Here is a 23,610-nt window from a genome sequence, read left to right on the forward strand (position 1 = left end):
GTTATAGTTTTATAATTTGAATATAATGGTGTAAAACTAATAATAACTTCGTGTATAATATACATTCTATGAAGTGTTGAGATATATGCTTTACCGATTTGTTAATAGGTATATTGAACCTGCTTATATATAACTTAAATTGATAATTTGTTTTTAGACAGTTTAATTGCTGCCTCAACGCTTTTCTTTCCATAATCCAAGGTGTGTTGCCAATATCGTGTATTCTTGGTGCCTTGAGAGTAGTTTGCCTTAAGTTGAATGAGGTAAGACGGTGCATTACCAAGTCATTAAACGCACCTATGGAGTTTTAATCGCACAATGAGCTCAGAATTTGTTCTTGAATAGCTAAGGAATTTTCAATATAATATAACCAATGGTTAGTAACCAGTGGTTACAAAAAGGAGGATAATACATTGACAAAAAAAGAAATTTTAGCTAGAGATAGGATTTTAATTGCAGCAAAAACCCTGTTTTATAAGAAAGGTTATGAACAGGTAACCGTACGAGAAATTGCAAAAGAAGCGGATTGCTCCCATACGAGTATATACGTGTATTTTAATGACAAACAAAAATTACTAGAAGAATTAGCAGAGAAACCCTTAGATAAATTAATAAAAGAAATGAATGCGATTTTAACGAACGAAAAGTTCTCACCAGAGCAAAAACTCATAAGAACATCACAAACCTTTGTTCACTTCGGTTTATTTTATAGGAATTTGTACCAAGCCTTTGTAACATTTGATGCTAGTAGAGTGGATTTAACTTCAACAAAATGGGAGTTAAATAAGACGAGATTAAGGCTCTTTGATTCATTAAAATCAGCAGTTAAGGAAAACTTTACGGATTGGGGTGAAGCCCAACTACTTGAGTTCAGTCGAATGATTTATTATATGCTTCATGGAATCATCATGACATATAAAGATGTGGAAGAACGTGTGATTCAAATTGAAAGAAGAGTATTTCCAATTGTTAAACAGTCGGTCCATTATTTTGTTAAAGGAGTGATGGCAAGTGAAAATCCTCAGGGTATCTCCTAACATATATAAAATCGAAGCTTGGTTTTTTATGAAAATGAGTGCATGGATTGTAACAGTTGATGATGGAATATATCTTGTTGACACTGGAATGCCCTTTATGAGAAAGAGAATTTTAAGCGAAGCTGAAAAGTTAGGTTCTTTAAAAGGAATTCTCTTAACTCACGGTCATTCCGACCATGTAGGTGGAGTAAATAAAATTGTTGAAGCAGAAAATGTTCCTGTGTTTGCTCATCAAAACGATATCAAGCACATGGAAGGAAAAGAACCTTTCCCTGGTAGAAAAAAAACAGAAAAGCTTGTCCAACCAGGCATCGTCCAACCACTAGAAAAATTAGATGATGGTATATTTAAAAAGATAGCGAACCTAATTCCTATTCATACGCCTGGCCACTCTCCTGGACACGTAGTGTATTACCATGAGAAGGATCGTATTCTTATTGGTGGAGATTTGTTTACCTCTAAAAAAGGGAAACTACAAAAACCCATAGCTATGTTTACTTCAAATATGAACGAAGCTGTAAAGAGTGGCCGTATCGTAAAAGAATTGAAACCCAAATCTGTTAGTATTTGTCACGGGAATGACATTGATGTGCCCCATAAACAAATAGATCAATATCTAACAAAATTTACATAAAAAAGCAATATTTTAAATTATTTAACAATTAAATGATTGATATTGTAATTTTAACTGTGTATTATAGTAACCATAGGTTAGTAACCATGGGTTAGTAACCTATGGTTACTAAAGGAGGTGCTAAATGAAGCTACTCTGTTTTCATTGCGCTGGAGGTTCTTCATCGATGTTCAAACGATGGAAACTGGAAGGTGTAGAAGTCATTTCGTTTGATTTACCTGGAAGAGGAAAAATGGGGAATTTGCCATTAGTAGAAAATTTTAATGAAGCGACTGAATCACTAATTGCTCAGGTAGAGGAAACCATACAAGACGGTAAACCTTGGGGGGTGTTTGGTCATAGCATGGGTGCGTTGCTGGCTTATGATATAACCAGGCGCTTAAAGCATCACGATCCTTTGTTTCGTATATTAAGTGGTGTGAATCCTTTACAGGAATACAATGGCGCCGTTCAAGTAACAAGGGAGGATGATCAAACATTAATGCAAAAGATGGGTGCTCTCGGAGGAATTCCAGACCATTTGCAAAAACACCCAATGTTTATAAAATGGTTTGCTCCAATCGTACGAGCAGATTTATCAATAGTGGGAACGTTCGTTCTTAAAAAAGAATCTTTACCTTTTCCTACATACGTCATTAATGGAACTGACGATCGAATTATAGATTTAACAAAAATCCATTTATGGAACAAATGTATGGATTACCCAGTGATCATAAAAGCGATAAATGGTGATCACTTTCAGATCCTCAAGCACCCAGAGATTATTCAATCCCTCCTGTTAAAGTACGTTCAAGTAGGTGCGATTAGTTGATTAAATTATCTGAATTAAAAAAATATGCAAAGCTACACATTAAATCACAGCAGTTTAAGGGAATAAACCCTCAGCATGTTCTCAATTCAATTTATAAAGAACCAACTCATGAGAACATAAACGAAGGAGCATGGGATTTCGTTTGGAGAAATGCCGCGAAACAAAGCTTAGAAAATGGACATGTATCAGATGCCATCCAGTGCTATAACTTTGCACGGTTTCCGTATCCAGAAACAAATGTACAAAAGGAATCCAGCCAAGAGTTAGTTCATGCTTTTGAAGACCACTATTGTGATGAAAATGTGGAAAAACATACAATTTATGTACAAGGCAGAAAACTTTCTTTTTATACAGCAAATCTTGATCCTAGAAAACCTTGCTTACTTGTCTTAGGCGGTATTGTTTCTATTAAAGAACAGTGGAGTGTTTTTCTTGAGACAGGGAAAAAGATGGGGGTATCGGTTGTTGTCACGGAATTTCCAGGGGTTGGAGAAAATAGTTTGACCTTTCAAGAATCATCTCATCAGATGATTGAAATGATTCTAAATTCCCTAGCCAACCAAACGGATGTTGAAAACACATTTATTGTTGGCATGAGCTTTGGTGGCCAATTAGCTATTAAACAATCGTTAATTGACCCAAGAATTAAAGGGATTACCACTGTTGGAGCACCTCTCAATCGTTTTTATCAAGAGTACTCAGAGGAGAATGTACCCTTCATTACCAGAAGAACACTGTCTCATGTGTGCAACCTTGGGGAAGATAAACTTCAGAGTCATATGAGAGGATTGGCAATATCTCCTGAAAATATCCGTCGGCTCACCATTCCAATTACTTATATTTTTAGCACACGTGATGAGATTATTCCATTCTCTGAGAAGTCCTTTATAAAAGAAAATGTTTCAAACTTGCAGTTCATTGAATTTGATGATTTCCACGGGTCTCCTAATCACTTAGGTATTATTCAAAAAATAATTCCATTAAGTGTATTGAGGCAGAGTGGAAGCAATAACATTCCTTTGAAAATAATATTGTCTACCCTTCTTATGATGCAAAAATGGAAAAAAGCGAGGTGGTAATAAATGAAAACATTCCAAATAGCAGTTACCGGAATTGGTATTCTATCAGCACTAGGTCAAAACAAAAAAGAAACCTTTGAAAATATGAAACAAAATCAAACAGGAATTGATAACATTCAGTCGTTTGATGCTAGTAAGTTTATTAGTAATATTGGTGCTGAAATTAAAGGCTATGAACCATCCGATCATTTTTCACCAGAAGAACAAACCTCCTTTGATCGCTGTTCCCAGTACGCCATTTTGTCCATTCAAGAGGCGTTAGGAGAAGCGAAACTAGCACAGGAAAACATTGAGACAATTGGTCTAGCTTTTGGAACGTGTAATGGGGGATTAAATTCACTTGAGCAGCAAAATGGATTATCGAATCTGGATAGTCAATTAACTAAAAATTATCCGTTTTTCCAACAAGGTGACTCTGTGGCAAAGCATTTCCACTTTAATGGTCCAGTGATGACTTTGAATACTGCATGTGCGGCAAGCGGAAATGCCATTGGATTTGCGTGCGACATGCTACAGCATGGATATGCTGATGCAATGATTGCAGGTGGATCAGACTCCATGTCGTCATCAGTTTACGCTGGGTTCAATGCATTAAAAGCATTGAACGATAAACCTTGCTCACCTTATAACCACAGATATGGTCTGAGTCTTGGTGAGGGATCCGCCTTTTTGGTATTAGAACCTCTTGAAAAAGCGCTTGGAAGAGAGGCGAAAATCTACTCGGTTATCAACGGTTATGGACTTAGTAGTGATGCATATCATGAAACTGCTCCGGAGCCAGAAGGAAAAGGAATCTTGCATGCAGTTCAAATGGCGGTGGCGCAGGGCGGTGTTGAAAACGAACGTATAGAATACATCAACACCCATGGGACAGGCACCAAGGCCAATGACCCTGCCGAGTTAAAAGGGCTACAATCCTTTTTCGGTGATGGATTTAAGGACATTAATGTCAGCTCTAGTAAAGCTTACTTTGGTCATAATCTGGGAGCAGCAGCTGCAATTGAATATGCCACTACCTTGTTAGCTTTAGAGCATGGCCTATTGCCAGCAACGATTCACTTTGAGAAAGCTAGGGAAGGCTGTGAAACTGCAAAACTTGTTACTAATGAAATGCGAGCCGAAACTCCAGACTACTTTTTATGTAACAATTCAGCTTTTGGCGGCCATAACGCTTCAATTCTATCAAAAAATGTCTTTCATTCTCCTCAAACACCTATCTTTGATAGTAATAGCGAAACAACAAAGCAATCAGACGTTGTTATTTGTGGATTTGGTACTGTTCACGCGTTAGCAAACAAATCCGGAAGCATCCTATCATCCTTCACTACTCATTCTTCTCCTAAGACTAAACTAGAATTTTCTTTAAAAGAATACAATAAAGCTCTTTACGAAAGACGTATGAATCCATTGACTCAATATAGTATTGGTGCCTGTGACCTCGCTATTAAGAATTCTTTGCAAGACAAAGAGTGGTCAGAAGATATCGGGCTCGTCTACGGGACCTCGAGAGGAAGCTTAAAGAGTGCAGAAAAGTATTTGGGCTCCATTCTTGATCGGGGCATTGATAACGCAAGTGGAGTTTACTTTCCTGACATGGTATTGAATTCCACAGCAGGGAAGATCGCCAAAAAATTCAGAATCAAAGGATTTAGCAGCTCCCATAGCTCTGGTGGAACCGATGGATTACACGCAATGCTATATGGAACGTTGACAATTAAAGATGGAAAACAAAAAACCGTTCTCGTCGGTGCAGGGGATGAGGCTTCGGATTTATCAACTGAAATTGACAGAGCTCTTCACTTAACTGAGAGTACGTATGAAACAACTGAAGGAAGTACTTTTTTAACATTAGCAGATAAGGAAATAGCAGTACAGCAAGGACTAGATGTATATGCTAAGGTCAAAGGATTTGGAATGAGCTTTAATTCTGAAGATAACCTCTACCAAACCATTCAAAATAGTATTTCCCGTTGTTTATATGATGCGAATCTAACAGTTTCTGATGTCGATTTTATATTCTATCATAACAACAATGTGTCCGATACTGACGAATTTATTAGACTGAAGTCAGAGCTTGGCGGCATACCAATTTCCACATTAAATGACACTTTCGGCTACATGGAGTCAAATGGCTCATTGTATCATACACAAGCTGCAGTTGAATTACTTGCCTTAACAGAGGAAGAGCAACAAGAGATCACTCGTTCACTAGGGTGGACGAATGGTCAGTTGAAAACAGGATTGATCCTAACAACTTCGATAAATGGTAATTGTATGGCGATGGCTATATCAAAATAAAAAACTTGGAGGTTTTTCTATTATGAAAACATTAAACGATATCAAAGAAATCATTAAGGTGAACATTTTAATTGAGAGATTGGAATTGGAAGACATTGAAGCTGATGAAATTGAAGACGATGAACCACTTTTTGGTGATGGTCTTGGATTAGATTCAGTTGAAGCGCTTGACGTTGTTTCTGGTGTAGAAGCCGAGTTTGGCATTCTTCTACAAGTGCTTGAAGAAGAAGAAATCCGCCAGCACTTCTATTCAGTTGCGACACTTTCTGCTTTTGTCGAGGAGCAATTAAAAGAAACAGTAAACAGCTAATAACACGATGGGGTGCAGCTCTTAAGCTGTGCTCCCCATCTTAAATTGAAAGTAGGGTTAGCATGCTTTTAAAAGATAAAATTGCCGTAGTGACAGGCGCAACTCGAGGAATTGGAAAAGAGATTGTTCAAACGTTTGTGAAGCATGGTGCTTTTGTTATCGGCATTTATGCAAACAATGATATTGCAGCAACAGAAATAGAGGCAGAATTAAATGCCCATGGCCAAAAAGTTCACTATATTAAGGGATCTGTTAGCGACCAAGCATTTGTACAATCTACAATCGAAAATGTAACTAACATGTATGGAACGGTCGATATCCTTGTCAACAATGCAGGGATTAACCGCGATCAGTTCATCTTTAAAATGGAAGAAAAAGATTGGAACCAGGTTATTTCCACCAACTTTTCTGGATCATTGAATTTTTGTCAAGCTGTTCTGCCATTTATGGAGCAACAACAAAAAGGCAAGATAGTCAATGTCGTATCTGTAACAGGGGTTGCCGGACGAGAAGCCCAGACGAATTACGGAGCATCAAAAGGCGCCATTATTGGGTTAACTCGACTTCTTGCTCGAAAGTATCACTCAAAAGGTATTTCAATTAATGCAATCGCACCTGGAATGATTGAAACGGAAATGATTCATCATGTACCGGAAGATAAACTTTCCAATTTCCTTCGTTTTACAAATGCAAAAAAGTTAGGAACAACAGAAGAAGTTGCCGGAAACGTTCTGTACCTTTCAAGCGATTTAAGTGACTATGTAACCGATACCGTCTTAAAAGTGGACGGAGGATTCTTAAGGTAGGTGGAAAAGATGACAACTAAATACGTACTGATAACGAACGGAGAAGAAAAAGTTAATCAACTGATTGCGTCTCATTTCGAAAACAAAGGATATCAATGTTTCCTTCTATTTTACGATAAAAAAGCCTGCGAACATTATGCAGTACTAAACCCAAACCAAAAATCAATTTACATAAAAAGCGTTGAAGAACATGCATTGCAGGAAAAATTACTAGAAGCTCTACAAGGAAATCCAATCGATACTCTTATTCATGGAAATGAAATGCTTAATGAAGAGTCACTTTTTGATCAAGATCCATTAAAGCTTAATCAAATTATAGTTGATACACTTAACCGAATATTTGTCGTAAGCAAAGTCGTCGTTGGCCAAATGGTGAAGCCAAAAAAAGGAAAAGTTATCTTCCCACTCTTTTATGATCCACTTTATTACGCAGGTTATCCAAGCTCACCAATCTTAAATCAGGCAAAACTTTCATTAATGAAATGTATGTCGAGAGAACTAGGCGCTTTTAAATTAAATGTAAATGCAATGACATTTGGATACTACAATAACGAGTTTGAAAAAGTTGAAAAGAAGAGTATGAAAAATAAAGTCGAAATATTCAGTCTTAAACCCAAACTTCCAACTTTAGAAGAATATATCCCAGCTTTAGGCATGTTGATTGAAGGCCCGACTGAATTGATGGGAGGAGAGAATGTCCATGTTGGCGCAGGAATTGAAACAGGAATATAAAGTACACAAAGCCGTACGGATGGTTGGTTTTGGAGAGTATTTGCCAGGTGAGCCCGTGACCAACGACCAAATGGAGGAAGTTCTATCCATTCGTAAAGATTGGATAGAGCTCATGATAGGAAATGTCTCACGTTATTTTGCAGTTGACTTTAAAGAGCGTACCGTTAATTTCGATTTGACGGACATTTGCACAATGGCTGCAGAGCGAGCTATAGAAGACGCGGGCATTGAGAAAACAGAAATTGACATTATCGTTCTTTCAACTGCCACCCCTGATCATTTAATGCCATCAACCGTAAATCTCATAGCTGACCGATTGGGGCTATCACATATTCGTACCTACCAAATTCAAGCCGGTTGCTCTGGTGCTCTTCAAGGAATTGATGTGGCAACTCAATTTTTAACCTTAGGTACTTATCGCCATGCGCTCGTTATTGGGGGAGATGTCTGCAATAAATACATGGATTTGCAGAGGGATTTCAAAAAGCTTCGTTCCTCAGAGCTGATTAATTATGCCCTTTTTGGGGACGGAGCAGGTTCAGTCGTATTGACGAACGAAGATCGAGACGGTTTAGAAATTATGCATATCCAAAATTATTTTGAAGGATTGGGCAAAAAACCAGGTCAGATTATGAATTGGTTTGGTTCGATTCCAGAAAACATTCATGATCTTAGTAAACGAGACATTCGTAAGCAATTCCAATCAGCAAATGAAGACTATAAAGCAATTGAAACATCAGTACCAATTATGACAAAGGAAGTATTGGAAGAATTGCTAACCGATATGAATTGGACTTATGAGGACGTTAAATATTATTTACCTCCCCAGCTTGGATGGAATATGACCAAAAGAATCATAGAATCACTTGGACTGGACTTAGACTCTACGATTAATTGTGTACAGGATACCGGGAACAATGGCAATGCACTACCATATCTGCAAATGAAAAAATTACAAAACAATTTATCCCCTGGTGACAAGGTTGTTGGTATAGCAATTGAATCTTCAAAGTGGATAAAGACAGGAATTACACTTATTTATAAAGAGGGCAATCGTCAATGACCGAGAAGGAAGCACTAAAAAAGCTGAAAGAGCTAACCAGACTATATCAAAACGTGAATGGCAATGACGTAAAACATTTACTACACCAAATTTCGACATCCGCAGGACAAGAAAAAGCTGGTAAGTTACTTGAAAAAATAGAGAGTGATGGCGTTCTAGCTAAGGTTGCTTTCGTCGGTAGTCACACTACTCAAGGTCTCGACAACATAACAAGATATGAGGCTTCAAAAAGAAACCTCAATATCCAATTATTTACGGGTGGATTTAACCAATGGAACTTGCTTATGCTCAAGCCTGGAAGCGACTTAGAATACTTTGATCCAGATGTTACGGTTTGCTCTCTTGATGAATCGATCATTTATCAGCATTTTGGCGATAGAGGATGGTCAACAGAGACTTTATCATATGCCCTTGACGAAGCCTTGGCAGAGATTAAAAAGGTATTAACGGTTTACACCAATCGGATGGCGACGACCATTGTTCTTCATACCATTCCTATGCCTTTATACGATTGGAAGGCCGTAACAAATTATAGAGAAAAGCAGCAAGTAAGTATGCTTTGGAGGCAGTTCAACCAAAATCTATTGAACCTTCATACTACCTTAGAAAGTGTTATTGTCTTAGACTTCGAAGTACTCACTCAAGACGTGCGAGAAACCCGTGATCCACGCATGAAGCATTATGCTTCGATGAGCTATACCGCAAATGTATGGCAAGTGTTTTCGAAAGAGATAGCTTCCATTGTGGCTTCAATTAAAGGACTAACCCAAAAGGTCCTTGCTTTAGATTTAGACCATACACTTTGGGGCGGCATCATTGGAGATGATGGAGTGCATGGGGTTCAGCTTTCAAAGGCGTTCCCGGGCAATCAATTTTTTGCCTTTCAACAAGTGATTCAACGACTGCAAGCACAAGGAATTCTATTAACAATTGTGAGCAAGAACGACTGGGACAATGTAAAAGATATTTTCACTTCTCATGATGACATGGTTCTTTCTGAAAAAGATTTTGTTCAAATTTCTTGCAACTGGAGACCCAAATCAGAAAGTCTTGCTAACATGGCGAGTCGCTTAAATCTTGGAAGAGATAGCATTGTTTTTGTGGATGACAATCCGTTTGAAAGAGAGCTTGTTTCCAGCCAACTACCAGAGGTGACGGTCATCCCTTTGTCACAGGACCCTAGTCTTTATATTCACGACCTTTTGATTGATGGATATTTCAATACGATGACCTCAACAGACGAAGATCATAAAAGGTTAGAGAAATATAAACAAATTGCGAAAAGAGAAGAGCTAAAAGAAGACTCCGCTTCTATTGAAGAGTACCTATTACAGTTGGAAATGAAACTGGACTTATTTGAAGTTCTTTCAGCTCACATTCCTAGAATTACTCAACTATCGCAGCGAACTAATCAATTTAATATGACAACAAATCGGCTTACAGAAAGCGAAGTGGCCGTTATCTCGAACAGTGAAAGCAGTAGTATATATGGGTTCCGCCTAAAAGATAAGTTTGGGGATAACGGGATCGTTGGCTATGTCCATGTCAAAAAAGAAGAGCATAGGTGGTTAATTGAGAATTTTGTAATGAGCTGTCGAGTTTTCCAGCGAAATGTAGAAAGCGAAGTACTGCGACTTATCCTAGAAAACGCAAAATCGCAGGGAGTATCCGAGGTTATTGGGAATTATCAACCAAGCCAAAAAAACAAATTGGTTTCTGACTTTTATCAAAATAATGGCTTTGAGTTCGTGGACTATGGTGAGAATTCTACTTGCTGGGTATATCTATTCAAGAAGGAAATTGAGAAAGTGGAATGGATTCAGCTTACAGCATCAGAAGAAGGGATGAGCGTATAACGTGATCACAAGTGTACAACAATCGATTATTGAAGTAGTGGCTGAAATACTAGAATGTGAAGAACAGGAATTATCCATGGGCTATCGTAAAGAAGAAAACGATGAGTGGGATTCGGTGAATACACTCCGTATGTTCACAAGTATTGAAGCTGAGTTCAATGTTCGTCTTAGTATGGAGCAATTTCTTAATGTGGAAACCATTCAGGACATTGTTAGTTTAATAGAGGCAGAAAAACATGACCATTAAAAAGCAATGGTTGCCTCCTGTACGAAGGCATACATTTCATTTTCTTGAACAGGCACGTGAGGTACAGGCAATTTATTTGAATATGGATGTAGAGGCATCGAAACTCAAAGAATCTAGAGCCAATCACAAACAAAATAACTACTCCGTTAGCTATGTTAGCTATGTAATTTCAGCTATCTCTAGAGCTATTGAGAAGTTTCCTGAAGTAAACACAAGTGTCCAGGGCAAGTGGCGCCCGAAATACATTTCGTACGATCAAGTCCATGCAAAGTTTACAATCAATAAGCAAGTAGGAAATCAGCAAATTGTCGTATCGAATGTGATTCCAAAATCTAATGAACAGTCGATTCACATGATTCAAGAACACATCGATCGGATGAAACAGATGCCCTTTGAAAGAGGGAACGCTTTTGAATCGGTACGAAAGCTCCAAAGCTTGCCTGTCTGGCTTGGTAGGATCATCTATAAACAAATTTTAAAAAATCCAGACAAACGCTTAAAAACACAAGGTAGCTTCACAGTAACCTCCTTGGGTCATTTACCTGTTCAACAATTATACCCAATTACATCCAACACAATTTGTTTTGGCATTGGGGGCATTACTGAAAAACCAATTATCAAAGATGGAGCAATTATCGTCACATCAATTCTGCCTCTAAGTATGACCTTTGACCACCGTGCAATTGATGGTGCTTTAGCAGCAGAGTTTTTAAATGAAGTAAAAACAAATTTAGAGAATTGGGAGGAACAACAATGGCAAGACGACCAAAAAAATCTGAGTATGATGTCATCGTAATTGGCGCAGGTATGGGAGGATTGAGTGCAGCGACCTTTCTGGCACAAGAAGGGTATTCTGTTTTAGTTTTGGAACGCCATTATCGAGCAGGAGGGTATGCCCATTCATTTCGACGAAAGAAATACACCTTTGATTCTGCAGTCCGAATTGCAGCAGGAGCAAAGGATGGAGGCTTATTGGATGAGTTACTTGAAAAAGCTGGCGTAGCCGACGAAATGGATTTTATCAAACTTGATGACATTTATACCGCATATTATCCAGACCGCAAAATTGAGGTCTCAAGTACAATTGATGGATTAATCCAAGCTTATTGCGAACAATTTCCTCATGAAAGTGAAAATATAAAAGCCTTGGTTCGAGAAATGGAGCAGCTATATGAAGTAACTCTCATGCTCTTACATTCAGGAGATCCTATGAAGGTTCTGTCAAACCCTTTCATGCTTAAATATAGAAATAAGACCTTTCATGAGCTCACTTCGTCCTTTTTACAAGATCCAAAAGCCATTTACTCTTTTTCGGCTTTATGGGCATATTACGGTACCCCACCTACTCAAGGGGGGGCGATGTTTTTCGCCTATGCTATTATGAGTTATTTCAAAGAAGACATCTATTACTCAAAAGGAAGTTTTCAAAAGCTTGCAGATGTATTTGTTAAGCGCATTGAATCTCTAGACGGAGAAGTGTGCTTACGAAATGAAGTATTAAAAATCGAGGTCGAAGAGAAGCGAGTAAAAGGGGTTCATTTACAAACTGGAGAGTATGTAGAAGCTCCTATAGTCGTGTGCAATGGTGACTTTTTAAAAATGGTAAACAACCTCGTTGGAGAAGAGCATTTCCCAGTACGATACAACAAACGAATTGCGAAACTTAAGCCATCTATATCGGCATTTGAGGTGTTTCTCGGAGTTGACCTACCGTTGGAGCAATATAACTTATCTCATGAAACATTCATTTATAATGACTATAATTATGACGACTTCATGGACAAACATAATCGTTTAAATGAACTAGGTACAGAAGGTTTGAGTGGTTTAGCGATTTCAACACCGACACTGGCCGATCCGTCTCTGGCTCCAGAAGGAAAGCATACAGCTGTATTGACTACACTAGTTCCCTACAATATTGAGGGCGGTTGGAAGGAGCAAAAAGAGGCATACCAGGATCGTTTGATTGAAATGGCCGAACAAGCGATTCCAAACCTTCGTGATCATATCGAACATGTGGAATCAGGTACTCCCCTTACTATGGAGCATTATACGAATAACAGCTATGGTTCCATTTACGGCTGGGAACAAAACAACAATCAAATGACAGGGAAGCCACAGCATGAAACGCCGATTAAAGGGCTGTACATTTCTGGACAATGGACGGATCCAGGTGGTGGCGTGGTATCTGTCATTCTATCAGGCTATAAGCTTTGGAAAAAACTCGCAAAAACAGCAAATCAAAAAGTCTCAGTGTAGGTGAAGATCATGTGTATTGAAGCGAGAAAAGAAGAAAGAACGATCTATTTATCGTTGGATTATCCGGAAAAAAAGAATGGCCTTGATTTAAAAATGGCTACATTTTTGCTAAAGCATATAAGGCAGGCAAATCAGGATCCTAACATCAATTCGATCGTCTTTGAAAGTAAACACCGTGCTTTTTTTAGCAGTGGACCAAGACCAGAAGACTTATTAACATGTGTAGGAGAAGATGGGGCCCAAAATCTGGTGCAAGTATTAGAGATCCTTAACCAATGCGTGTTAGCCATTTTTCGCTCTCCCAAAGTGACAGTAGCTTTAATAAATGGCTATGCCTACGGAGGTGGATTTAACATTATGCTTGCATGTGACCGAAGAATCTCCCTTCGAAGGGCAAAGTTCCTAGAAAACTTCCATCAAATGGGCATTTCCCCTGATTTAGGCGCAAGTTATTTGCTCCCACGAATAATGGGAGTTGAAAAAACGTTTGAAATTCTGATCAATGGTGAAATACTCCATGCTGAACAAGCGCTCCAATTAGGACTTGTTCATGAATTGGCCGATAACAAAAAAGAATTACATGAGTTTCTAAATCAATATCTAAAAAAAGTATCTGATGGCTACTCGCCAGCAATTGCAGCAACAAAAAAATTGCTAAAGGAACGTGCAGCTATTGAGCTAGAAGTACAGATGGAAAGAGAGTCTAGCTATCTTCTTGAGTTATTTAAACACAAAGAAATTAAGGATAGACTACAAGTCTTAGTATAAGGAATGATTTTCCGATGGAAACAGTGCTAAAACATGATGAATTGATGACATTAAGACCGATGGAAATGCTCTTGCAGAAACCTCCTTTTCTTTTCGTGGATAAAATTGTAGATTACGATGGAGAATCAATTGTTTGCAGTAAAATGTTAGCTCATAACGAGTCGTTCTTTTCAGGGCATTTCCCAAATAATCCTGTTATGCCAGGAGTGTTGTTGATTGAAATGGCTGCACAGTCAAGCCTGCTCCTCACGATGCTACAGCAGGGCGAGAAAAAACCGTTGGAAGGATATCTGGTTAAGACTGAGGATTTCACTTTTCTATCGGTTTCAGAGCCTGGGGATGAACTACTAGCTAAAGTGAAGATTGTTAAGAAAATGGGGTCGTACCATACTGCACAGGCAACGATTCGGAAAGCAAATGATAACAAAAAAGTAGCCAGAGGACAATTAGTTTTTTACCTACAGGAAGGAGGAGAATCGTGAAAAATGATGTCACCATTGTAGGAGGAGGTCCAGCTGGGATGTTAATGGGACTCCTTTTAGCAAAGGAAAATATCAACGTTGTCGTTCTCGAAAAGAACAATTCTTTGAAACGAGACTTTCGAGGAGAAACCATTGCTCCTGGATCCGTTTATATTCTTAAAATGCTAGGAGTCTATCAAGAACTAGAAAAGCATGGGTTTATTAAGGTCAACAAAATTAAAATGTATGATCAAGAAAAAAAACTTTTTAATGTAGACTTTAATCGATTTAACCATCCTCAAAAGTTTGGAATTGATATGCCACAGCCTGTAGTTCTTGAAGCCATTAAACGACAAGCAATGAAGTATCCGTCTTTTCACTATATTAACGGAGCCAATTGCACAGATTTGCTAAAGGAAAACGGTAAAGTGGTGGGTGTGCGGTACAAACATGGGGGAGAAGTAAAGGAGATACATAGCCAATTGGTCATCGGAGCAGAAGGTCGTTTTAGCCAACTCCGTTCATTAGCTGAGTATGATGTGAAAAAAGAAGAATTCAACCGTGATTTAATTTGGTTCAAAGTTCCAAAACCCTCGAACTGGGAAGAGGGGAACCTCATCAAAGTCCATAAAAATGACCATGTGATTATTTTACCGACCTATCCAAACTACCTACGAGTAGGAACCTATATTTCATTAGGCGACAACGCTAATACAAAGAGTAAGGGATTAGACTCGTTCATTGACAAGGTTAGCAGCATTGAGCCTCGCCTCTTTGCGCCGATGAAAGATCATATTACATCTTGGAAAGATACAACTTTATTGAAAATTTTCACAGCACATGTGGACAAATGGGCAAAGGACGGGATTATCCTTATTGGTGACTCTGCACATACCCTTTCGCCGATCTTAGGGCAGGGTGTTAATATCGCTATGCAAGACGCTTTTGAACTTCTCCCGTATGTAGTTGATGGGCTGTCAACTTATCAAAACAACCCTATTCCAGCTTCACATTTTGATGAATTTGTTAGCAAGCGAAAACAACAAATATCATTTGTCTCTGGTTTCCAAGCCCGACAGGAACAAAGCCTGGCCGCATCTTCACCTATGGAATGCGCAATTCGAAAGTGGAAAATGAGAATGCTTGATCGAATGCCTTTTAAATATACAGTGATGAAAAAACTTCAATATGGAATCGTTGCAAATAATAAAGCGGAGGTTTAATATATGAGAACATTTTTATCTGCAGGAGTCTTATTAGTCACTTGGTCTTTTCTATTAAAGGATAAACGGCGTAAGTACATTCCTATGAAGCCAAGAGAGGTTAAATGATTGAGACAGTTGATGTTCATAAACTTCCAATTGTAACACTAGAACCCAGTATTGAAGAATATGAATCCTATCTTTCTTTAGATGAGCATATACGAGCGAATCGCTTTATACGAAAAAGTGACAAAAGAAAATTTATTTTAATACGTGGGCATTTACGTTGGCTTTTATCTCGAAAGACAAAGGAAAAACCTGCTGACCTCAAGTTTTCCTATGGCTTAAAAGGAAAGCCTGAGCTTGCGTCAAACCAATGTTACTTTAATGTTTCTCATTCTAAGCAAACTGTTCTAATTTCTATAAGTCAATTTACCCCCATAGGAGTTGACATTGAAGATCATCGAACAGTTCGTGGGATTGGTCACCCATTATTTTTCCATCAAGATGAACGAGTACACCTTGAACAGTTAAGACCAAGAGAAAAATCTTTGAAAACATTATGGTTGTGGACGAGAAAAGAATCGCTGTGTAAAGCAACAGGAGAAGGACTTACACCCCATTTGAGCGATATATCCTTGCTTCACGATAAAATTGAGTATAAAGATCAATTTTACCAGTTCTTTTCTACTAGCACAGATCGAGATGTTCATACGCTGTGTATTAGAATGAGCTGATGTGAGCACAAAAAATCTAACTGCTCATATTGCAGTTAGACTTTTTATTAGACTGCTAGTTTCGGTTATAGCTTGATGGAATGGAAGTCCAAGTGGCTTTTTTTACATTCATTCAGGTGTGGAAAGAATTTTTACATGTTGATTTGACTTAGTGTTTTCACCAAGTCCATTGTCGAGTATTTAACATTACGGAAAATTCCTGTAATAGAAATCTTAAGGCTCATTAAAGCTCTAGATCCTTTATATCGTTAAAAGACATTCACTATGTAGGAGGTTATGTATTGAGTAAACGACTATTGCATATTGAAGGAGTGATTGTATTAATAATATCGCTCTATTTCTATGCCCAAGTAGGATTTAGTTGGTGGGTATTCTTCTTTTTTTTATTAATACCAGATTTATCAATGCTTGGTTATCTAGTAAATAGTAAAGCCGGGTCAATCACGTACAATATTTTTCACTCATATATTTTACCGGGGCTATTCGTCATGGGAGGCATGATTTTAGATTACAATATGATGTTTGCATCTGGTCTTGTTTGGGTGGCGCATATTGGGATGGATCGAAGTATAGGATTTGGATTAAAGTACTCAAGCAATACCAAAGTCACTCATCTACAGAAAGTATAGTATATTCATAATTGGAGAGGCACTGAATGGAGAATTTAAATTAAGTGTTTACGTATTCCCATAATAAAAAAGGACGTAAGGGCAGACGTCCTTTTGACTATATAACATCCTCTTAACTGCTTTCCCCTTGTAATACTTTATGTAATTCATTTTCAAAGGGTCTCTTTTTTGGGAATGTGCCCTATACATAGCTATGTATATACATAAAACCCCAAACTTAACTTCATGGGGTTTATTTTATATAAATTTAAAACCAAGTTGGAAGAAAAAAATAGTGAAAACCGACTTAACTACATAACAAACAGCTACATTTTATATTTTGATCCCTGGATCGTTCTAGTTGTAGGAATAATTATCGAACGATCGCCAACTTCATTTTGCTTAATAATATTAAGCAAATGTTTAGTAGCGACTTCACCTAACATATTGGTTGGGTTTTCTATTTGAATAATCGATGGAAATAAGAAGGATGTGATATCTGTATTACTATAACCTCCTATTAATATATCCGCTGGAGTAGAAATCCCATGTTCATCCAAAATTTTGTATAAGCTCAGTAATTTTAAATCATCTGTGGCAAAAATAGCTGTCGGCAAGGATTTTTCCGCAAATAGCCTCTGAGTACTCTGATAAGCTTCATTCATCGTAAAGCCACAATTAATCATGTGATTTTTTCGAATTGGAATCTTATTATCCTTTAGACATTCCTTATAGCCTTCTAGTCGATCAATGGAGACATGGTATTCTTGAGGGGAATACAAACATGCAATATCTTTATGACCTAGATCAATCATATATTGGACAAGGTTGTAACTGTCTTGAAAGTTATTAGTATCGACTGAGTATATGTTTTCATAATCACCATCGACTTTTCCAATGACCATTGTGGGTATGTTGAATTTGTCTACCTCATTAAAGAATTCCTCATCAGAAGGAGAGCTTAACATAATAATCCCTTTCACAATATTTGAAGCGGTCTTTGCTATGCACCGTTTTATTTCTTCTAAGTTATTTTGAGATGTTTGCAAAATCACATCATAATTTTCCTCTTCAGAAAACCTTGATATGACATGTAAGATCTCCGAAAAGAAAGGGTTGTTTTTCGTTGTGGTAGTCGATCTTGAGACCACCAGAATAGCATCAAAACCAGAAGACAGGCCACGAGCAATCTTACTTGGTTGGTAATTCAATTCTTCAATTGCTTTTAATACTTTCATTTTGCTTTTGTGAGAAATATGAGGGTTATTATTTAAAACTCTAGATACAGTAGACTTTGATACATTAGCAGCCTTAGCTATATCATAGATAGTTGGCTTCATTTTATAGCACCTCTTTCATTTGGGAGCGGTTCCATTACATGGTACCAAATTCATTCAACACTGTCATCTATAACATGTTTTTCTTGTAAATATTTTAAAATAAATACCTTAGAAAATCTACGATCTAATTTATTTTTTTTGTGTTTTATTGCGGTTTAAAAGAGTTTTTCGAAAATTTTAAGTTGACAGTAAAAGAAAATATGTATTATCATTCTCTACAAGTGGTAGCGCTATCATTTGTTTTTTTTGTTTTGGGAGCGCTCCCTAAAGTGTTGAAATTCATTATGTAGCTATTCGGTATGGGGGACCTCGCTTTTGTAGAGGATCACAAAAAATTCAGGAGGATGAAAAATGAAACTTAAAATTTTAGGAATGGGTGCTTTTCTTTTCCTTTGTGTAGCTTTAATTGGCTGCTCAAATGAAACTGGTCAAACGAAGGATGGAGAAGTAACCATTGAGTTTATGCATACCTCTGTGGAACAGGAACGCTTAGAAGTGATTGATGGATTGATTCAAAAATTTGAGGAAAAGAATCCAGACATTAATGTGGATCCAGTGGTGGTTGAGGAAAGCAGTTTAACAACGAAAATCATTACATTGGCTCAATCAGGTGAACTGCCAGAAGTAATTGAAGTTGGAGAAGCATACGCGAAAGTAATGGATAAAGATTCTCTTATCGACACAGACGCGGTTAAGAATATTATCGAAGATGTTGGGACGGACGAATATTATGATGGAGCTCTAAAGCTTGTTCGTACAGAGGATGGCAAGAGCTATAGAGGTGTTCCTATCAGTGGATGGGTACAAGGAATTTGGTATAACAAAGAAATGTTAGCTTCCAAAGGATTTGAAGAACCTACCAATTGGGATGAGTTGCTAGAAATAGCAAAAGCATTCACTGATGCAGAAAATCAAAAATATGGGATTGCTTTACCAACAGTAGAAAGTACTTTCTCGGAACAAGCTTTTTCCCAGTTTGCTCTCTCAAATAACGCAAACATTTTAAATGCTGATGGTGAGTTGTCTTTAAACACTCCAGAAATGAAAGAATCCCTTGAGTATTATCAAGAGTTGTCTCAATATACGATGCCAGGATCAAATGATGTAACAGAAGTTAGAGATGCATTTATGAATGGTACAGCACCGATGGCCATTTATTCTTCTTATCTTTTACCTGCTGTTTATGAACAAGGAAATCCTAGTAACCTCGGATATGCTATTCCGAAGAAAGAACAAGAGGCCGTTTATGGAACGGTTAGCTCTTTAACAATTTCATCAGGCTTAGAAGAACAGCAAAAAGAAGCGGCGAAAACATTTGTGAAGTTCCTTTCTAAAGTGGAAAATGCAACGGAGTGGATTTTAATGGCTCCGGGTGGAGCACAGCCAGTACATAAAGGGGTTGTTGCTAATGAAACCTATCAATCGAATGAAGTGATTAAAGCCTATGGCGATTTGTCTACGGAAATAGCAGAATCGTTTAATGAAATACAAGTGTTTGGTTTAATCGATAATAAGAACTTCGTGAAGATGGGCGACATTACAAGTTCTAATGCGCTTCCTATTATGGTGAACCAGGTTACTGTTGGAGGTGCTAGTGTCAAAGAGTCGGTTGAAGCAGCAAATGAACAGATAGAAAAGGTAGTCGATTAAGTTTTCCATTTAAAGTTCCTGGCTGCAGGGTAATTATGATTATTCTGTAGCCTTCTTTTATATTTTTGGTTGGGAAGGTGGTAAATCGCTATGTTTAAAGGCAAACGTGAAACATCAGATGGAAAATTCGCATTAATGTTATTGTTTCCAAGTATATTTCTAATCGTGATGTTAATTGGCTATCCGATGCTTTCTAATTTTTATATTAGTTTTTTTGAGCAGCCGATTAATCCTAATTTAGCTGCAAAATTTATCGGGTTTGAGAACTACATAGAAACACTAAGAGATATTGAGTTCTATAAGTCTTTAGGGATTACATTACTTTATACTCTTCTAGTAGTTATTGGAAGTACTCTCCTAGGACTCTATGTGGCTATTTTATTTAATCGTCCATTTCGGTTTAGAAAAATTGCTCGTTCTCTTATTATATTGTCTTACGTTACGCCATCCATTTCATTGGTTTTCGCTTGGAAGTATATGTTTAATAATGGATATGGTGTGATCAACTACATAGGAAGAGATATTCTCCATTTATTTGAACGCCCCCCTCTTTGGTTTGATGATCCGACAAGTAGCTTTATTCTCGTTGTATTGTTTGCCATCTGGCGATATTTCCCTTATGCATTTATTGCATTTTTAGCGATTCTTCAAACTATCTCCCCCGTATTATACGAAGCGGCAGAAATGGATGGGGCGAATATATGGCAGAAATTCAAAGCCGTTACCCTACCTGCGATAATGCCGGTAATGTTAACGATCATTACACTCAGAACCATCTGGATGTTCTATATGTTTGAAGATGTCTATCTATTAACAAACAAAGTCAATGTACTAGGTATCTATTTATACGAAACGGCCTTTGCATTTAATGATTTAGGTAAGGCATCAGCAATCTCTGTTCTACTATTCTTAATCATTTGTACGCTGATCATCTTAATTAGGAAAAGGGTGAATCTAAATGCCAGCAGTTAGTACTAGATCGACCAAAATAGCTAAAAAGTCTTCATTTTATTTAGGGATGATCCTTTTATTATGTTTTTGCTTGTTTCCCTTTTTCATTATGCTTATGACGGCTTTTAAAAGTTCTGAAGAAGCTATTTCGACAAACCCGACTTTTCTTCCGAAGGAGTGGACAATCCAGCATTTCCTGGACATTTTTAACCCAGGAATATTCCCTTATCTAACGTATCTCGAAAATAGTTTTATCGTTTCCATGACCGCATCAGTCATCTCTGTAGGGATCGCTATATTTGGTGCTTATGCACTCTCAAGACTGAATTTTAAAGGTCGTATAACTATTAATGCAAGCTTTTACACCGTGTATATGTTTTCAGGAATTCTTTTAGTTGTCCCTTTGTTTAAAATTATTTCAGGGTTAGGGTTATACGATACGAAAACATCTTTAATTATCGTAATGATTGTACAAACGCTTCCTACCGCCATTTTAATGCTGAATAGTTTCTTTGAAACCATACCGAAAGACTTGGAGGAAGCGGCAAAAATCGATGGTTTAAACAGAGTAAAAGTCATCTTCTATATCATAATTCCGTTATCCTTTGCTGGGATTGTTTCTGTTTTTGTTTACTGCTTTATGGTAGCGTGGAACGACTTTCTCTTTGCCTCGATTTTCTTCTCGGGTGCAGAGAATTTCACTTTACCTGTAGGGTTATATGCTTTATTCAGTACACCTGATTACGTTTGGGGAAGAATGATGGCCGCTTCCATTGTGACAGCTTTACCGGTGGTCATTATGTATGCTATTTCAGAAAGTTTAATTAAAGGAAATGTAACAGATGGAGGCGTTAAAGGATGATACAGGAAGGAATTAAACAAATGAAAACTCTAATTGCTACTGAACCAAGAAAAGCAGAATTAATTGAGATTGAAGCTCCAGTATTGGGAGAAGAAGAGGTTAGAATCGATGTTGAGTTTTCGGCACCGAAACATGGAACAGAAGTGGTGGATTTTCGCGGCATCAGTCCATTTATTGACGAAGAATTTTCAGAGGAATGGAGAAGTTTTGTTCCAAGAAAGGACCCGTCTAAGAAAGGAATTGTTTTTGGAGAATTTAAGTTAGGAAATATGGTTGTCGGTAAAATTATAGAGATTGGAAATAAGGTGAACGGTTTTTCGGTTGGAGATCGAGTATGTACATATGGGCCAATCTCAGACACTGTCATTGTAAATGCTAACAACAACCACAGACTGCTAAAAATGCCCGAGAGTGGAAAATGGCAAAATGCTGTTTGCTATGACCCAGCGCAGTTTGCCTTAGGCGCGGTTAGAGATGCAAATATTAAGCCAGGTGATTGTGTTGCGGTTTCCGGGTTAGGAGCAATTGGACAAATTGCCATTCAACTTGCTAAAAAAACGGGAGCTAGCCTTGTTGTAGGTGTTGATCCCATTGAGCATCGTCGCGAAATTGCGTTAGAAGGTGGCGCGGATATATGTCTTGATCCTACCTCTTGTGATGCAGGGTACGAGATTAAAAAGCTGACCAATAAACAAGGTGTGGATGCTTACATTGAAACGAGCGGTATCGGAAGTGCACTCCAGGATGCTCTCAAAGGCATCGGGTATGGAGGGACCATTGCTTATATTGCTTTTGCAAAACCGTTTCCAGAAGGGCTTAACTTTGGTCGTGAAGCACATTTTAATAATGCAAACCTCGTTTTCTCAAGAGCCGCTAGTGAACCAAATCGTGACTATCCTCGATGGGATCGAAAACGTATAGAAAGAACATGTTGGGAGTTATTAATGAACGGCCATCTAAATTGCGAGAAGATTATTGACCCTATTGTAAGTTTTAAAGACAGTGCAGATGCCTATATGAAATATGTCGACCAATCTCCGAATCTTAGTATTAAGCTTGGGGTAAAACACGGATAAAGAAGGGATGTTGAATGATGAAACTTGCTACACAAAATCAAAGTTTTTTCCCTGAAAGCATTAAAGAGAAATTTCATTATATCAAAGAGCTTGGTTTTGATGCTTTTGAAGTGGACGGAAAGTTATTAATTAATCATAAAGAAGAAATAAAGCAAGCCATCGATGAAACTGGGGTAGTAGTGAATGCTGCATGTGGTGGATATGATGGGTGGATTGGTGATTTTTCAGAAGAAAGAAGACGTAAAGGACTAAAACAAATAACCGAAATATTAAAAGCCGTCCAATATGTAGGTGGGAAGGGACTTGTCGTTCCTGCTGCCTGGGGGATGTACACTTATCGGTTACCCCCTATGGAGTCTCCGAGAAGTAAAGAGGGAGACTGGAAGGCAGTTAGTGATTCTTTGATTTATTTAGAGCAGGTATCAGAGAATACGAACACGACCATTTATCTGGAACCTTTAAACCGCTACCAGGACCATATGATTAACACGATTGCTGATGCTAGAAAATATATTGAAGAAAATCGTCTTCAGCATACGAAAATCATTGGGGATCTTTATCACATGAACATTGAGGAAGATAATCTTTCTGAATCTTTACACACCAATAGAGACTTAATTGCGCATATTCATCTTGCAGACAATCATCGCTATCAACCTGGAAGTGGATCCATTGATTTTCAGAAGTGCTTTGAGCAGCTCCGAAATGATAATTATCAGGGCTTTCTAACGATTGAATGTCGTATAAGAGGAGAGCATGCAGAAGAGGAGTACCAGCAGTCTATCTCTTATTTAAAGTCATTACTCCACAATTGAAAGAGGGA

General features: G+C 37.8%; 24 protein-coding genes. 23 read left to right on the forward strand and 1 reads right to left on the reverse strand.

Features of this window, described 5'->3' with window-relative positions:
• Positions 1 to 413: 413 nt before the first annotated feature.
• From ABFG93_RS21250 to ABFG93_RS21335, 18 genes are all read left to right on the forward strand, one after another.
• Complete coding sequence (locus tag ABFG93_RS21250) at positions 414 to 1,037, forward strand: TetR/AcrR family transcriptional regulator (RefSeq protein WP_347553107.1); 624 nt, start codon at positions 414 to 416, stop codon at positions 1,035 to 1,037.
• Entirely contained in the window at positions 1,012 to 1,671 is a 660-nt protein-coding gene (locus ABFG93_RS21255) for an MBL fold metallo-hydrolase (protein WP_347553108.1), read from the forward strand. The genes ABFG93_RS21250 and ABFG93_RS21255 overlap by 26 nt, the downstream gene beginning before the upstream one ends.
• Before the next feature lie 124 nt (positions 1,672 to 1,795).
• On the forward strand, positions 1,796 to 2,482 hold the full coding sequence (locus ABFG93_RS21260; protein ID WP_347553109.1) for a thioesterase II family protein: 687 nt from the start codon (positions 1,796 to 1,798) through the stop codon (positions 2,480 to 2,482).
• Positions 2,479 to 3,561 (forward strand): hypothetical protein, encoded by a 1,083-nt coding sequence (locus tag ABFG93_RS21265; RefSeq protein WP_347553110.1) that lies wholly within the window; start codon positions 2,479 to 2,481, stop codon positions 3,559 to 3,561. The genes ABFG93_RS21260 and ABFG93_RS21265 overlap by 4 nt, the downstream gene beginning before the upstream one ends.
• A 3-nt stretch (positions 3,562 to 3,564) precedes the next feature.
• Positions 3,565 to 5,859 (forward strand): beta-ketoacyl-[acyl-carrier-protein] synthase family protein, encoded by a 2,295-nt coding sequence (locus ABFG93_RS21270; protein WP_347553111.1) that lies wholly within the window; start codon positions 3,565 to 3,567, stop codon positions 5,857 to 5,859.
• Between the two features lie 22 nt (positions 5,860 to 5,881).
• A complete protein-coding gene (locus tag ABFG93_RS21275) occupies positions 5,882 to 6,169 on the forward strand; it encodes a phosphopantetheine-binding protein (RefSeq protein ID WP_347553112.1) in 288 nt (95 codons plus the stop codon).
• A 62-nt stretch (positions 6,170 to 6,231) separates the two neighbouring features.
• A complete protein-coding gene (locus ABFG93_RS21280; RefSeq protein ID WP_347553113.1) occupies positions 6,232 to 6,975 on the forward strand; it encodes a 3-oxoacyl-ACP reductase family protein in 744 nt (247 codons plus the stop codon).
• Between the two features lie 9 nt (positions 6,976 to 6,984).
• On the forward strand, positions 6,985 to 7,707 hold the full coding sequence (locus tag ABFG93_RS21285; protein WP_347553114.1) for an SDR family NAD(P)-dependent oxidoreductase: 723 nt from the start codon (positions 6,985 to 6,987) through the stop codon (positions 7,705 to 7,707).
• Positions 7,670 to 8,770: a ketoacyl-ACP synthase III gene (locus ABFG93_RS21290; protein ID WP_347553115.1), complete on the forward strand. Its 1,101-nt coding sequence runs from the start codon at positions 7,670 to 7,672 to the stop codon at positions 8,768 to 8,770. The genes ABFG93_RS21285 and ABFG93_RS21290 overlap by 38 nt, the downstream gene beginning before the upstream one ends.
• Entirely contained in the window at positions 8,767 to 10,626 is a 1,860-nt protein-coding gene (locus ABFG93_RS21295; RefSeq protein WP_347553116.1) for an HAD-IIIC family phosphatase, read from the forward strand. The genes ABFG93_RS21290 and ABFG93_RS21295 overlap by 4 nt, the downstream gene beginning before the upstream one ends.
• 1 nt (position 10,627) lies before the next feature.
• The gene (locus ABFG93_RS21300; RefSeq protein ID WP_347553117.1) at positions 10,628 to 10,873 is read left to right on the forward strand and encodes an acyl carrier protein; all 246 of its coding nucleotides are present in this window, start codon (positions 10,628 to 10,630) and stop codon (positions 10,871 to 10,873) included.
• Positions 10,863 to 11,669 carry a 2-oxo acid dehydrogenase subunit E2 gene (locus ABFG93_RS21305; RefSeq protein WP_347553118.1) on the forward strand — a complete coding sequence of 269 codons (807 nt, stop codon included), beginning with the start codon at positions 10,863 to 10,865 and terminating at the stop codon, positions 11,667 to 11,669. Before ABFG93_RS21300 ends, ABFG93_RS21305 begins: the two co-directional genes overlap by 11 nt.
• The gene (locus ABFG93_RS21310; RefSeq protein ID WP_347553119.1) at positions 11,627 to 13,132 is read left to right on the forward strand and encodes a phytoene desaturase family protein; all 1,506 of its coding nucleotides are present in this window, start codon (positions 11,627 to 11,629) and stop codon (positions 13,130 to 13,132) included. The genes ABFG93_RS21305 and ABFG93_RS21310 overlap by 43 nt, the downstream gene beginning before the upstream one ends.
• 9 nt (positions 13,133 to 13,141) lie before the next feature.
• A complete protein-coding gene (locus tag ABFG93_RS21315) occupies positions 13,142 to 13,900 on the forward strand; it encodes an enoyl-CoA hydratase/isomerase family protein (RefSeq protein WP_347553120.1) in 759 nt (252 codons plus the stop codon).
• 14 nt (positions 13,901 to 13,914) lie between these two features.
• Positions 13,915 to 14,382: a 3-hydroxyacyl-ACP dehydratase FabZ family protein gene (locus tag ABFG93_RS21320; protein ID WP_347553121.1), complete on the forward strand. Its 468-nt coding sequence runs from the start codon at positions 13,915 to 13,917 to the stop codon at positions 14,380 to 14,382.
• Entirely contained in the window at positions 14,379 to 15,584 is a 1,206-nt protein-coding gene (locus tag ABFG93_RS21325; RefSeq protein WP_347553122.1) for an FAD-dependent oxidoreductase, read from the forward strand. Before ABFG93_RS21320 ends, ABFG93_RS21325 begins: the two co-directional genes overlap by 4 nt.
• 104 nt (positions 15,585 to 15,688) lie before the next feature.
• Positions 15,689 to 16,300 (forward strand): 4'-phosphopantetheinyl transferase family protein, encoded by a 612-nt coding sequence (locus ABFG93_RS21330; RefSeq protein ID WP_347553123.1) that lies wholly within the window; start codon positions 15,689 to 15,691, stop codon positions 16,298 to 16,300.
• Positions 16,301 to 16,581: 281 nt separating this feature from the next.
• Positions 16,582 to 16,929: a DUF4260 domain-containing protein gene (locus ABFG93_RS21335; protein WP_347553124.1), complete on the forward strand. Its 348-nt coding sequence runs from the start codon at positions 16,582 to 16,584 to the stop codon at positions 16,927 to 16,929.
• Between the two features lie 305 nt (positions 16,930 to 17,234).
• Here the strand turns inward: ABFG93_RS21335 and ABFG93_RS21340 are convergent, their stop codons facing one another.
• Positions 17,235 to 18,248: a LacI family DNA-binding transcriptional regulator gene (locus ABFG93_RS21340; protein ID WP_347553125.1), complete on the reverse strand. Its 1,014-nt coding sequence runs from the start codon at positions 18,246 to 18,248 to the stop codon at positions 17,235 to 17,237.
• 351 nt (positions 18,249 to 18,599) lie between these two features.
• On the opposite strand from ABFG93_RS21340, the gene ABFG93_RS21345 reads away from it, so the two are divergent.
• From ABFG93_RS21345 to ABFG93_RS21365, 5 genes are all read left to right on the forward strand, one after another.
• Positions 18,600 to 19,898, forward strand: a complete 1,299-nt coding sequence (locus tag ABFG93_RS21345) for an ABC transporter substrate-binding protein (protein WP_431522108.1) — start codon at positions 18,600 to 18,602, stop codon at positions 19,896 to 19,898.
• A gap of 90 nt (positions 19,899 to 19,988) precedes the next feature.
• On the forward strand, positions 19,989 to 20,870 hold the full coding sequence (locus ABFG93_RS21350; protein WP_347553126.1) for a carbohydrate ABC transporter permease: 882 nt from the start codon (positions 19,989 to 19,991) through the stop codon (positions 20,868 to 20,870).
• Positions 20,857 to 21,711: a carbohydrate ABC transporter permease gene (locus ABFG93_RS21355; RefSeq protein ID WP_347553127.1), complete on the forward strand. Its 855-nt coding sequence runs from the start codon at positions 20,857 to 20,859 to the stop codon at positions 21,709 to 21,711. Before ABFG93_RS21350 ends, ABFG93_RS21355 begins: the two co-directional genes overlap by 14 nt.
• Positions 21,712 to 21,731: 20 nt before the next feature.
• Positions 21,732 to 22,787 (forward strand): zinc-dependent alcohol dehydrogenase, encoded by a 1,056-nt coding sequence (locus ABFG93_RS21360; RefSeq protein WP_347553227.1) that lies wholly within the window; start codon positions 21,732 to 21,734, stop codon positions 22,785 to 22,787.
• Between the two features lie 17 nt (positions 22,788 to 22,804).
• Positions 22,805 to 23,602, forward strand: a complete 798-nt coding sequence (locus tag ABFG93_RS21365; RefSeq protein WP_347553228.1) for a sugar phosphate isomerase/epimerase family protein — start codon at positions 22,805 to 22,807, stop codon at positions 23,600 to 23,602.
• Positions 23,603 to 23,610: the final 8 nt, after the last annotated feature.

Source organism: Pseudalkalibacillus hwajinpoensis (assembly GCF_039851965.1).
GTDB lineage: Bacteria > Bacillota > Bacilli > Bacillales > Guptibacillaceae > Guptibacillus > Guptibacillus hwajinpoensis_E.